The sequence below is a fragment of the Rhodoblastus sp. genome, assembly GCF_019449565.1.
Taxonomy (GTDB): Bacteria; Pseudomonadota; Alphaproteobacteria; order Rhizobiales; family Beijerinckiaceae; genus Rhodoblastus.
In genome coordinates this window covers 1-12,146 of record NZ_JAGRPM010000072.1, presented here as the reverse complement: position 1 = coordinate 12,146, position 12,146 = coordinate 1, and the positions used below count along the sequence as shown (strand labels likewise).

The window sequence follows — 12,146 nt, the reverse complement described above, 5'->3', positions numbered from 1 at the left end:
CAAGCGGGAGCTGACGAGCGCGAATTGCGGCGCCGCGTAACAGACCTCGCGGCTGCGTCAAAATTCTGGCATGGAACTGGTATTGTCGGCGAAACCAATTATTTTGCGCACATGAATGTCACGGTTTTGGAGAGAGACGATGGTCGAAGTGGTTACGCGCGACGAACTCAAGAAAGGCTTGGCCGACGGATCGATCGCGCTCATCGACGTGCGTGAGCCGAATGAATATGCGGCGGGCCATATCCCGGGCGCGCTCACCATGCCGCTCTCGCGCTTCGACCCGGCGCAGCTGCCGCGCGATCCCGCCAAGCGCATCGTGTTCAACTGCCGTTCGGGCAAGCGCACGCTGCAGGCGATAGAAATGGCGCGGCTTGGCGGCCGTCGCGACGCCATCGCCCACTACGAAGGCTCCATGCAGGATTGGCTGGCGGCCGGCGAGCCGGTCGAAGTCTGAGCGGTTTTCAGCCGCCTGCTGCGGCCTTGCGGGCCGCGGTAGGTTCGATCATTGGCTCGGGCAGAGCCAGCGTGACGAGCTTCGGCGGCCCCGCGCGTTCGGCTTCGAGCAGGCCCCAATGAATGAGTTCGAGCCGGCCATCGAAATGTTCGGCGATGGCGGTGCAGGATTCGACGAAATCGCCGGTGTTGACATAGGTCACGCCATCGATCTGGCGAATGACGGCATGATGGATGTGACCGCAGATCACGCCATCGACGCCGCGTTTGCGCGCTTCGGCGGCGAGAGCCTCCTCGAAATCGCCGATGAAATTCACAGCGTTCTTGACCTTGAGCTTAGCCCATTTGGAAAAGGACCAATAGGGCAGGCCGAGCTTGCGGCGGGCGGCGTTGAACCAGCTATTGGTCCAGATCGCGAAATCATAGGCCCAGTCCCCGAGGTGAGCGAGCCAGCGGGCGTGATTCACCACGATGTCGAATTGGTCGCCGTGGACGACCAGCATCTTCTTGCCGTCCGCCGTTTCGTGGACGGCATGGTCGATCACCTCGACGCCGCCGAACTCCATGCCGAGGAACTCGCGCGCGAATTCGTCGTGATTGCCGGGGATAAACACGACGCGGGTTCCCTTGCGCACCCGGCGCAGCAGTTTCTGCACGACGTCATTATGGGCCTGCGGCCAATGCCAGCCGCTCTTGAGCCGCCAGCCGTCGATAATGTCGCCGACGAGGAAAAGCTCCTCGGATTCGTTATGTTTGAGAAAGTCCAGCAACAGGCCGGCCTGGCAGCCTCTCGTGCCGAGATGAATATCGGAAATGAACAAGGTGCGGTATTGCTGCGGCGCGTGAGATTCGGCGTTGATGTCGTGCCTGGCTGTCATGGTCGTGCCCGCTGATGCGTCCTTCCTGTTTTTGCTGCCAGTTTATTATTGCGAGACGATGACGATGTTGGCTTTGGTCACAAAATGACGCTCCTGGTCACAAAATGACGCTTGGAATTCTTCTCAAGATCCTCTCGACCCTTGCCTTCACCGCCATGGCGATCGGCGTGCGAATCGCGGCGCCACGGATTCCGGTCTCCGAAATTGTGTTCTTTCGCTCGATCGTGGCGCTGGGCCTGCTGTTCGCCTGGCTGTGGTGGACGGGCGGCTTTCCCGGCCATCTGACCACGCGGCGACCGCTTGGCCATCTTGGCCGGGGCCTCTCGGGGACGGCGGGCATGTTCGCCAATTTTATCAGCCTTGCGCTGCTGCCGCTTGCCGACGCCACCGCCTATTTCTACGCTTCGCCGATTTTCGTGACGCTTATCGCCGCCTTCGCCCTGCGTGAAAACGTCCACGCCAGCCGCTGGCTCGCGGTGATGATCGGTTTCGGCGGCGTGCTCGCAATGCTGTCGGACCATATCGGCGGCGTCCAATCCTTGGCCGATTTCAGCCGGACCATTGGCCAGGAGGGAACGGGCGCCGCCGTGGCTCTGGCCGGCGCCGCCTTCGCCGCCATTTCCATTATCCAGACGCGACGGCTCGCGGCGTCCGAACATACTGCGGCCATCGTGTTCTATTTCGCCTGCCTGACCACAGCCGTCGGCGTGGGGGCGCTGTTCGTGGCGCAATTCGCGCCGTCGCTGCTGCCGTCGCAGGCCTATGTGGCGCCGAATGGCGCGGAATGGGCGGCGCTGATTGGCGCCGGCGCCATGGGCGGCTGCGCACAGATATTGGTCACGACGTCCTACCGTTACGCCGACGCCTCGCTGCTCGCGTCCTATGATTATCTCGCCATGATCTGGGCCTTGGCCGCGAGCCTGCTGGTCTTCGGGCAATGGCCTTCGCTGGCCGTCTTCGCGGGCGCCGCGGCCATCGCGGGATCTGGCCTGCTCGCCATTCTGGGCGAGCGCGCCTTCACGCGTCCGGCGCGTTCGATCTGAAAAAGCGTTCGATATTCCAAACAAAATTGGATATTATGTCAAACGATAGAGGGTAAACGGTTTTCATTCATGGGCGTTGAGGGTCGCGACAAACAGAAGGCGCTGGAGGCGGGCGCCGTGGCGCTGTCCGGGCAGCTGGGCAAGACCGTTCAGCGCCTGCGCAAGGCCTATAGCCTCTCGCTGTCCGAACTGTCCGAACAATCTGGCGTCGCCAAATCGATTATCAGCCAGATCGAGCGCAACGAAACCAATCCGACCTTGGCCACGATCTGGCGGCTCGCGCAGGCGCTCGACGTCTCCATCGAGCGCGTGTTGCAGGACCGCGACGATTCAGCCTTCATCGAGAAGGTCTCCAGGGGCGACACGCCTATTCTCGTCTCGGACGACGGCAAGTGCCGCCTTGCCATCACCGGCTGGATCAAGACGGTGGAATGGCTGCAATGCTATGATTTCCTCGCCGAACCGGGCGGGACGCTGGAGTCGGAAGCCCATCAGCGCGGCGCCGTGGAATGTCTGACCGTCATCCAGGGCGAATTGCAGGTCGAGGTCGCGGGCGAGACGGAAATCGTGCGCACGGATGAGACGCTGCGCTATCGCGCCGACCGCCGCCACGTCATCCGCAATGCCGGAACCTCGCCGGCGCGCGCGGAAATGATCTGCATTCTCAAGGCCGCCGTGATGGAGTGATCCCCCTCATCCGGCGCTATCGCGCCACCTTCTCCCGCCATAGGGCGTCCGCAAGGACGCCCGTCTCGCGACGGGCTATGGGGAGAAGGGCAACACGCTATCAGCCCCAGAGCGCGCTTTCGGGCGGGAAGACCGTCGAGCCGTCAAACCTCAATCCATGCGGCCTGTCCTGCGCCAGCAAGAGCGGACCATCGAGGTCGACGAAGCGTGCGCGGCCCGTGAGCAGCAGGGCCGGGGCCATTGCCAGCGACGACGCCACCATGCAGCCGACAAACAGGCCGAAGCCGAGGCGTTCCGCCTCGTCCGCCAGCGCCAGCGCCTCGGTCAGGCCGCCGGTCTTGTCCAGCTTGATATTGACGAGGTCGTAGCGCGTTCGGAGCGCGGCAAGCCCTTCGCGGTCATGGACGCTTTCATCGGCGCAGACCGCCACAGGCCAGCGCCGCCCGGCCAGGGCGTCGTCGGCGCCAGCGGGCAGGGGCTGTTCGACCAGCGAAACGCCCGCGGCCGCGCAAGCGGCGAAATTTTCGTCGAGGTTTTCCGGCCGCCAGGCCTCGTTGGCGTCCACGATCAGCTCCGAGTCCGGCGCGCCGGCGCGCACGGCGGCGAGACGAGCCGCGTCGCCCTCGCCCGCGAGCTTCACTTTCAGCACAGGGCGCTCGGCGGCGGACCTTGCCGCTTGCGCCATCTCGTCCGGCGTGCCGACCGAGAGCGTGAAGGCCGTGACGCAAGGCGCGATCCGGCTCAGCCCCGCGATCTGATATGCAGGGAGGCCGCAGAGCTTGGCTTCGAGGTCCCAAAGCGCGCAATCGAGCGCATTGCGCGCGGCCCCGGCGGGCAGAAGCTGTTGCAGGGCGAACCGGTCGGCGCCTGATTCGATTTCCGCGCGGATCGATTCGATTGCGGCGGCCACGCTCTCCACGCTCTCGCCATAGCGCGCATAAGGCGTGCATTCGCCGCGACCGGCCAGGGCGCCCTGTGCGATGGTGGCGACGACGACAACGGCCTCCGTTTTGGCGCCGCGCGAGATGACGAAGGGGTTTTTCAGGGCGAAACGCTCCACGCTCAGCGTGAGACGTCTTTTTTCCGGGGGAATCATTCTGTTGCGCCAATGCAAGCGTGGTCTTGGAAGCGAATGTTTTTCGCAATTCGCTTTTGCGTAATCAGGCGTGCGAGGGTATTCAAGATTAACCTTCTGACAAGCGGAAACGCGCCGAATGTCGAGTTCCCCATCCGCCGAGCCGGATTTTTCCATTGAGCGAAACGGCGCGGACATCCGCATCGCGCTGAGCGGCGCCTGGACCATTGCGGGTTCGCGGGCGCTGGAAAAGGCGGCGGAGGCTTTGGGCGCGGCGGGCAAGGGCGCGGCGAATGTCGCCATTGATTTCGCCGGCGTGGGCCGGGTCGACACCGCCGGCGCCTGGTTGATCGACAAGGCGCGCGCCCAGATCGCGGCGGCGGGCGCGGCCACGGAATATCAAAGCCTCGATGCCGACCAGACCATCCTGCTGCGCGAGGCGGCTTTTTGCGAGCGGGAGCCGGCGCGCGTGCGCAAGGTCAACATTCTGCTGCATATCCTGACCCAGCTTGGCGGCTGGAGCGTGATGATCGGCGGCAATGTCATGACAGGCGTGGCATTTCTGGGCGAGCTGGCCATGGCGGCGCTGCGCGTCACGCTCAATCCGAGTCAGATGCGGCCGACCTCGATGGTGTTCCATATGGAGCACTTCGCCTTGCGCGCGGTGCCGATCATCGTGACGATCAATTTCCTGGTCGGCTGCATCGTCACGCAACAGAGCATTTTCCAGCTCCGGCGCTTCGGCGCCTCGACCTACGCCATTGATCTCATCGGCGTGCTCGTCCTGCGCGAACTCGGCGTGCTGCTCACCTCCATCATGATTGCCGGCCGTTCGGGCTCGGCGATCACCGCCGAACTCGGCTCGATGAAGATGCGCGAGGAAATCGACGCGCTTCGCGTCATGGGCATGGCGCCGATGGACGTGCTGGTGCTGCCGCGCATCATGGCGCTGGTGTTTTCTTTGCCGCTGCTGACCTTCGTCGGCGATATCGCGGCCTTGGGCGGCGGCATGCTCACGGCCTATCTCTATGACGGGATCAGCGCCGAATCCTTTCTGGTGCGTCTGCAGGACGCCATTGGGCTCAACACTTTCCTTGTCGGCCTCATCAAATCTCCTTTCATGGCGTTGGTGATCGGCATGATCGCCTGCATCGAGGGCTTCCGCGTCCAAGGCTCCGCGGAATCGCTGGGGCGGCAGGTCACCATCGCCGTGGTAAACGCCATATTCATGGTTATCTTCGTCGACGGCCTGTTCGCGGTCTTCTTCGCGGGCGTGCATTATTGAGAGGCGCGATGGAGTCTTCCGAAAAGAAGCCGATCATTCGGGTGCGCGGACTGTGCGTGAGCTTCGGGACCAAGGCCATTCTCAAGGGCCTCGATCTGGACGTTCAGCCCGGAGAAGTTACTGGTTTCGTCGGCGGCTCCGGCCAGGGCAAGTCGGTCCTGACACGTACTATTCTCGGGCTTGTGAAGAAACAGGCAGGCGAAATCGAGGTTTTTGGCGAGAATATCGACAGGCTTTCGCCTCTCGAACATCGCGTGCTGGAGCGGCGTTGGGGCGTGATGTTCCAGGGCGGCGCGCTGTTCTCTGGCCTGACCGTCAAGCAGAACATCCAGGCCCCGATGCGCGAATATCTTTCGCTCAGCCAAAGCGTGATGGACGAGCTGGCCCTGCTGAAGATCAAGCTGGTCGGGCTTGACGCGGATGCGGCGGACAAGTTCCCATCCGAGCTTTCGGGCGGCATGGTCAAGCGCGCCGCGCTCGCCCGCGCGCTGGCGCTCGATCCCGAACTCGTTTTCCTCGACGAGCCGACCTCCGGGCTCGATCCCATTGGCGCGGCCGATTTCGACGAGCTGATCGCGACCTTGCGCAAGACTTTGGGCCTCACCGTCTTCATGGTGACGCATGATCTCGACTCGCTCTATTCGATATGCGACACAATTGCCGCGCTCGCGGACGGCAAGGTTATTGCGGCCGGGCCGCTTTCGACCATGCTGGCTTCCGATCATCCTTGGCTGCGCGCCTATTTCCATGGGCGGCGCTCGCGCGCGATCGTGAAGCCGGATTTTGATTTCGTTGGATTGGGCGCGCCGGAGACGGCGGCGTCATGACCCGATCCGCTGTATTGCGCGCCGCGTTCAACGCGCGGCGCTAGAAGGAGACGAACAATGGAGACGCGCGCCAATTATGCGCTGATCGGCCTGTTCACCCTGGCAGTGATTCTCGGCGTGTTCGGCTTCATCTACTGGTTCAAGACATTTGGCCAGCAGACGATCCGGACAAGCTATGTTGTGCATTTCAACGGCTCCGTGTCCGGCCTGCTCAATGGCGCGAATGTGCTGTTCAACGGCCTCAAGGTCGGCGAAGTCACGGAGCTGGGACTCATCCCCGAGGACCCGAACCGGGTTTTCGCGCGCATTTCCGTCGATTCCCGCGCGCCGATCAAGACCGACACTTCCGCCGCGCTCGAATTCGGCGGACTGACGGGCGTGGCGTCGGTCGCCCTGACGGGCGGCAGCGCGGGTGCGGAGCGTCTGCCCGCGAGCGGCGTGATCAACGCCGCGCCGTCCCAATTGCAGAACCTCATGCAGATGGCGACAAAGCTCGGCACGAAAGCCGACGAGGTGCTGGGAAATGTCAACAAGCTGCTCGTTGACACCGGGCCGGGACTGAAGGCCTCGGTCGCCAATATTCAGGACCTTACGGGCGCGCTGGCCGACAAGAATGGCAATTTTCTTCAGGCGCTGAACAGCCTCGAACCGGGCAAGATCCGCAACATCATCACCAATGCCGACCAGGCCATGGCCAAGGTCAACAGCTTGCTCGGCGATGGCGCGGGCAAGACCATGATCGCCGATATTTCGGAGGCGGCGCGCTCGATCCGCAAGCTGGCGGACAATCTCACGCGCTTCTCCAATACCGGCCTGCGGCAATATGAGGGTCTTGCGGTTGATGGCAGGAAGACGCTTCAGAACGTCGACCGTGCGGTCAAGCAGATCGAGAATAACCCGCAAAGCATTATTTTCGGGCCGAAGCCCGCGCTGCCTGATTATAATGGCCGATGAATCAACGGAACGGGACGTCGGCCCGACAGGCGTCTAGCCATTTGTCGGCGGCTCTGTTTTTGCATTGCAGCGATCTTGTCGTTTGAGCGAAGGAATAGGGGCGGCGTGACCATTATGCGCGGAACCAGCCGGTTTCGAAAGAAGCCGACCTCTCTGATCGTGACCGCCGTCGCGTTCGCGCTTGGTCTTTCGGGCTGCGCAAGCCTTGCGCCGCAGCCGCAGAGCTTTGACCTGCATGCAGCCCAGGCCCGGGCCCGGAGCACGAGCGGCAGGATTTTCGTCACCACGGCTTCGGCCATTCCACCGCTCGACGGCGACCTGATCGTTGTGCGCGGCGCCGACGGCAGTCTGAGCCGGGTCCCCGACGCGCGTTGGGTGGATCGCCTTCCCCCGCTGCTTCAAAGCCGGCTCGCGCAGACCTTTGAGAACGCTGGTCTCGCGCGCCAGGTCTCCCTGTCTGGCGAAGGCGCGCAATATAGCTTGGCGATGGAAATCCGGCGCTTCGACATCGATTCCGCGACGCGGACGGCCCATGTGGAACTGACGGCGCGCCTCGCGCAAGCCGGCGGCCAGACAGTCGCCGCCAAGGTCTTTTCAGCAACGGAGCCGGTCGCCGATATCGCCGGCGCGGCGTCGGCGCATGCGCTCGATGGCGCCTTGGGAATTGTTCTCGCGCAGATCGTCGGCTGGGCCGCCGCCTCGTCAAGATAAACGTCGTTCGACGCCGAATGAAAAAACGCCCGGATTACTCCGGGCGTTTTTCGTTTCCGCGCTATCGCCGCCTCAGCCGAGGCGGCCAGAGGCGTGCGCGAGCAGGCTATAGACCTTGCCGGTCTCCGAGGCGAGGTAGGAGCGGGTCAGCAGACCATCGCGGTCGTCGCGGCTGACTTCGCCCAGCAGGCGCTCGAATTCCTGCAGGTAGCGGTCGACGGTCAGGCGGAAGTCGTTATCTTCCGCATAACGCTGGCGCACGTCCTCGAAGGTCTTCTGGCCCGGCGCGGTATAGAGGCGACGGCTGAAGGCCGTGCGGTCGCCGCGCCGGAAGCGGTCCCAGGCGGCGATCAAAGCATTCTCGTCCACCACGCGGGCGATTTCCGCCGACAGGCTGTCGAGCGATTCGACGGGCGCCGCGGCGCTGCGGCTCGGCGCCGGCTCATCTGCCGAGGCGCGCGCGAGCAAATCGCTCATCCAGCCGCCGCGCTGCTCCTTCGGTCGCGCCGGAGCGGGTGCGGGAGCCGGGGCGGGGACGGGGGCGGCGGGGCGGGTCGCCGCGGGCCGCAACTCGAATCGGGGCGTCTCGCGCGCAGGTTCGCTCCAGCTTTCGCGACGCGGGGCGGGCTCGCGTTGCGGGGCCGCCTGGGGGCGCGACTCGTTGCGGGACTGTTCATGGCGCGCCGGTTCTTGGCGAGCCGGCGGCTCGTGCCGCACAGGCTCTGCAGGCTCGGCGACGTCATAGGCGCGGCCGGACCTCGTGACCAGTTCGGTCAGTTCGTTCAGCGCCTTCATCTGGTCGGCGACGACACGACGCATCGCGGCGGCCTGTTCGCCGGTTTCGCGTGGCAGATCCACCGCGCCGCGGCGCAATTCCTGTCGGGTCGCCTCCAGCTCGCGCTGAATTTCGCTCGTCATGGCGCGCAGTTCCTGGGAAACGCCCTTGTAGCGTTCGGAGCTGTGCTGGAACAGTTCGTTCATCTGGGCGAGCGTCTGCTCATAGGCCGTGGTCAGCTCCGCGACGGTGCGCTCGCGTTCGCGCGCTGCGCTCTGGCGCAGTTCCTCGTGCTGGTCGGTGAGAACGCCAGCGGTGGACGAGGCGGCTTCGGACAGGAAGGCGCCGACCTCGCGCGCCCGGTTCTCGGCCTGCGCCAAAGTCCGCGCGATGGTCCCAGAGAAGGCTTCGAGACGCGCCTCATATTCGGACTGCCGGCGCTGGGCTTCTTCATACAGGGCCTGGAGGCCGTGGAGGCGGGCTTCGAGCCCGGCATCGACGTCTTCCTGGCTCTTGGCGAGTTCGGCCAGCCGCAGCTGCACCGATTCTTCGATCTGGTTCTGGCTCCGCGCCATTTCCTGCATGCGGGCGCTGAAGACCCGGTCGATCTGGGCGCCGACCGCCGACATTTCGCGCAACGACGCCTGGAGGGACTGGGTCTGCTCCTGAACGGCCCGGGCGGATTCGGCGACGCCTTCGCCGGTTTGCCGGGCGACGGCGTCGAGACGATCCACTTCGCCATGCAGCGTCTCGACCGTGCCGCCGAGGGCGTCGATCTTCGGCGCCAGCGCGGTGTCGACGCGCTGCAAGCCGGATTCCGCATTGTCGATGGTGGCGAGCAGGGCGCGATGGGTCTCGGTCATGTTCGAGATCAGGCCGCCGACATCCTGTTTCATCCGGCGATTGGCTTCATCCAGCACGCCGCTCATTTCGGCCTGCCGCTGGCCCAGCGTCTCGATCAGATCGTTGGAGCGTCCGGCCAGGGCGCCGACAGCGCTCTCGCTGAAGGCCACGATCTGCGAAACGACCTCGCCGCCGCGCGCTGTGAGCAGGTCCACCAGCTTCAGGCCGCGCGCATCGTACCATTCGTGCAGTTCGGTCGTGCGGAGGCGCAATTCGTCGGACAGGGCGCGTCCGCGGCCTTCGACAGTCTGCTCGATCTCGCCGATGCGGCGGTCCAGTTCCGTGCCGACCTCGCCGAGGCGCGCGACGACATTCTGCTCGAACTGGTCGATATGGCCGCCGAGGTTCGCCGCGATTTCGCTGGCGCGGTTTCCGAGCGTCGCGTCGATGCGTTCGGCCTTGGCCGAAAGCTCCTCCGTGACCGCATTGGAGCGGAGCAGGATGATCTCGTCGATCTCGCGGGCCTTGCCCGAGATTTCCTCGCCGAATTCGCCGAGGCGGGCGACGACGTTCTTTTCGAAGAACGCGACATGGCCGCCGAGATTGGTGGTGATTTGATCGGCGCGGCCGCCGAGCGAGGCGTCGATTTCCGCCGCCTTGGCCGAGATTTCCTCGCCGACCTCGCCAAGGCGAGCGACGATATTCTTCTCGAAGAACTCGATATGGCCGCCGAGATTGGCGGCGATTTCATTGGCGCGGCCGCCCAGCGTCGCGTCGATTTCCGCCGCCTTGGCGGAAATTTCCTCGCCGACCTCGCCGAGGCGGGCGACGACGTTCTTTTCGAAGAAGTCGATGTGGCCGCCGAGATTGGCGGCGATTTCATCGGCGCGGCCGCCGAGCGTCGCGTCGATCTCCGCGGCCTTGGCGGAGAGCTCTTCGGTGAGGGCGGTGGAGCGGGCGAGAATGATCTCGTCCAGTTCGCGCGCCTTGGAGTCGAGCGCCCTTCCGACCTCGCGGCCGCCTTCGCCAAGCACCTTGGCGATGTCGATGGCGCGTCCGGCCAAAGCGTCGTTGAGTTGGCGCGAACGGTCGCCGAGGCTGGTTTCGGCCTTGACGATGAGATCGTCCATGATGCGGACGACGTCCTCGGTCTTGTCCGTCGTGCGGTTCTCGAACTTGTCGAGCTGCTGCTGCAACAGGCCAGCGGTCTCCTCGGCGCGGCGGCCGAGGCGCGATTCGAGCTGCGCGCCGTGGATGTTGATCGCCATTTCGATCCCGGCGAGGCGGGAAGCGATGGCGGCGGAGAGCGTTTCGGACTGTTCGCCGATCCGCGCGGTGGCCGCGCCGCCGGCCTCTTCGATGGTCCTGTCAAAGGAGCCGAGCGTCTCCTCGAGCATGGCGCGCAGGCCTTCGGTCTGGGCCTTGATATGTTCGGCGGAGCCTTCGCCGCCCGAGCGCATGAGCTGATCGAGCGCGGCGAATTGCGCAACGAAATCGGCCTTGAGGCGCTCGGCGTGGTCGGTGAGGCGCGTCTGGGTGTCGGCGACGCCAGCGGCCATGCGGGCCTCGAAGCTGTCGAGATGGGACGCGATTTCCTGCGACATCCGGCTGGCGTGATGGCCGAGGCTGCCCGAGGCCTCCTCGCCGCCGCGCAAAAGAACCTGCTCGAAAGCGTCGAGACGCTCGGCAAGCGTTTCCGCCACGCGATCGCCGTGCATGCCGATCGCCGCCACGGCCTCGGCCGCGACCTGGGCGAAGCCCTTCTGGGTGTCGGCGACGCGGCGCGCGATGGATTCGGCGGTCTGGCTGGCGGTCGCGGCGAAATTCCGGTCGACGGTCGCCGTCTGCGCCAGCAAGGCGTTGAGCGTGGAATCGGCGGCGGCCTGGAACCGCGCCTGCGTGTCCGCGACATTCTGGCTCAGCGTCTCGCCAACCGCGTGGCTGACGTCGGCGAGAGCAGCGCGCAGGCCCTGCGCCCGCTCCTCGGCCAGTTTCGTCGCGTTCGCCGAAACCTGGGAGAAATGATCCTGGAAGGATTCGGCGTGATGGGTGAGCGCCGCGAGCTGGCTCTCGGTGGCCGTGGCGACGCCCTTTTCCAGCCGTTCGCTCTGCGCGGCGACGGCGTCGATGGCCTTCTGGGCGCTTTGTTCGACGCGTTGCTCGAAGGCTTCGGTCTGGTTCGCCAAAGCTGCGAGCGGCATTTCGGTGGCGGCGGCGACGCTCTTCTCCAGGCGTTCGGTATGGGCCGCGAGGGCTTCGACCGTCTGCAAGGCGGTTTCGCCGAAGCGCTGTTCAAACGCCTCGGTGTGGCTGAGCAGCGAGGCCAGCGGGGCGTCCGTGGCGGCGGCGACGCTCGTTTCCAGTCGCTCGGTATGGGCGGCGAGAGCGTCGACGGTGTGCTGGGCGGTTTCGCTGAAGCGCTGCTCGAACGCCTCGGTATGGCTGAGCAGGGCGGCGAGCGGCGTTTCCGTGGCGGCGACGACATTCCTTTCGAACTGCTCGGTATGAGCGGCGAGGGCCTCGACCGTGTGCTGGGCGGTTTCGCCGAAGCGCTGTTCGAACGCCTCGGTATGGCTGAGCAGGGCGGCCAGCGGCGTTTCGGTAGCGGCTGCGAC

10 protein-coding genes are annotated in these 12,146 nt (G+C 65.0%); 7 read left to right on the top strand and 3 right to left on the bottom strand.

The genetic code is table 11. From position 1 onward, the window contains the following. Window positions 1-139 precede the first annotated feature (139 nt). Window positions 140-454, top strand: a complete 315-nt coding sequence (locus QZ409_RS16385) for a rhodanese-like domain-containing protein (RefSeq protein WP_296713425.1) — start codon at window positions 140-142, stop codon at window positions 452-454. Between the two features lie 7 nt (window positions 455-461). Here the strand turns inward: QZ409_RS16385 and QZ409_RS16380 are convergent, their stop codons facing one another. Further along, on the bottom strand, window positions 462-1,331 hold the full coding sequence (locus tag QZ409_RS16380; protein ID WP_296713423.1) for a UDP-2,3-diacylglucosamine diphosphatase: 870 nt from the start codon (window positions 1,329-1,331) through the stop codon (window positions 462-464). 104 nt (window positions 1,332-1,435) lie between these two features. Between QZ409_RS16380 and QZ409_RS16375 the strand changes: the two genes are divergently transcribed. Together QZ409_RS16375 and QZ409_RS16370 are read left to right on the top strand one after the other, a co-directional pair. Then, a complete protein-coding gene (locus tag QZ409_RS16375) occupies window positions 1,436-2,374 on the top strand; it encodes a DMT family transporter (protein WP_296713421.1) in 939 nt (312 codons plus the stop codon). Window positions 2,375-2,443: 69 nt separating this feature from the next. Next, entirely contained in the window at window positions 2,444-3,061 is a 618-nt protein-coding gene (locus tag QZ409_RS16370) for an XRE family transcriptional regulator (RefSeq protein WP_296713419.1), read from the top strand. Between the two features lie 100 nt (window positions 3,062-3,161). Here QZ409_RS16370 and dgcA read toward each other — a convergent pair whose 3' ends face one another. Then, complete coding sequence (gene dgcA, locus QZ409_RS16365) at window positions 3,162-4,157, bottom strand: N-acetyl-D-Glu racemase DgcA (protein WP_296713417.1); 996 nt, start codon at window positions 4,155-4,157, stop codon at window positions 3,162-3,164. A 118-nt stretch (window positions 4,158-4,275) separates the two neighbouring features. On the opposite strand from dgcA, the gene QZ409_RS16360 reads away from it, so the two are divergent. The 4 genes from QZ409_RS16360 to QZ409_RS16345 all read left to right on the top strand — a co-directional run bounded on the left by QZ409_RS16360 (window position 4,276) and on the right by QZ409_RS16345 (window position 7,913). Next, entirely contained in the window at window positions 4,276-5,421 is a 1,146-nt protein-coding gene (locus QZ409_RS16360) for an ABC transporter permease (RefSeq protein WP_296713415.1), read from the top strand. Window positions 5,422-5,429: 8 nt separating this feature from the next. Then, complete coding sequence (locus QZ409_RS16355) at window positions 5,430-6,248, top strand: ABC transporter ATP-binding protein (protein ID WP_296713413.1); 819 nt, start codon at window positions 5,430-5,432, stop codon at window positions 6,246-6,248. 57 nt (window positions 6,249-6,305) lie between these two features. Further along, a complete protein-coding gene (locus QZ409_RS16350; RefSeq protein WP_296713411.1) occupies window positions 6,306-7,202 on the top strand; it encodes an MlaD family protein in 897 nt (298 codons plus the stop codon). 114 nt (window positions 7,203-7,316) lie between these two features. Beyond that, window positions 7,317-7,913, top strand: a complete 597-nt coding sequence (locus QZ409_RS16345; protein ID WP_296713510.1) for an ABC-type transport auxiliary lipoprotein family protein — start codon at window positions 7,317-7,319, stop codon at window positions 7,911-7,913. A 72-nt stretch (window positions 7,914-7,985) separates the two neighbouring features. Here the strand turns inward: QZ409_RS16345 and QZ409_RS16340 are convergent. Next, a partial coding sequence (locus QZ409_RS16340) for a hypothetical protein (RefSeq protein ID WP_296713410.1) occupies window positions 7,986-12,146 on the bottom strand: 4,161 nt, incomplete at its 5' end.

Excerpts from the sequence above, each read along its gene's own strand:
- dgcA (WP_296713417.1), bottom strand. The coding sequence starts at position 4,157 with ATGATTCCCCCGGAAAAAAGACGTCTCACGCTGAGCGTGGAGCGTTTC.
- QZ409_RS16375 (WP_296713421.1), top strand. The coding sequence starts at position 1,436 with ATGACGCTTGGAATTCTTCTCAAGATCCTCTCGACCCTTGCCTTCACC.
- QZ409_RS16370 (WP_296713419.1), top strand. The coding sequence starts at position 2,444 with ATGGGCGTTGAGGGTCGCGACAAACAGAAGGCGCTGGAGGCGGGCGCC.
- QZ409_RS16350 (WP_296713411.1), top strand. The coding sequence starts at position 6,306 with ATGGAGACGCGCGCCAATTATGCGCTGATCGGCCTGTTCACCCTGGCA.
- QZ409_RS16345 (WP_296713510.1), top strand. The coding sequence starts at position 7,317 with ATGCGCGGAACCAGCCGGTTTCGAAAGAAGCCGACCTCTCTGATCGTG.
- QZ409_RS16380 (WP_296713423.1), bottom strand. The coding sequence starts at position 1,331 with ATGACAGCCAGGCACGACATCAACGCCGAATCTCACGCGCCGCAGCAA.
- QZ409_RS16385 (WP_296713425.1), top strand. The coding sequence starts at position 140 with ATGGTCGAAGTGGTTACGCGCGACGAACTCAAGAAAGGCTTGGCCGAC.
- QZ409_RS16355 (WP_296713413.1), top strand. The coding sequence starts at position 5,430 with ATGGAGTCTTCCGAAAAGAAGCCGATCATTCGGGTGCGCGGACTGTGC.
- QZ409_RS16360 (WP_296713415.1), top strand. The coding sequence starts at position 4,276 with ATGTCGAGTTCCCCATCCGCCGAGCCGGATTTTTCCATTGAGCGAAAC.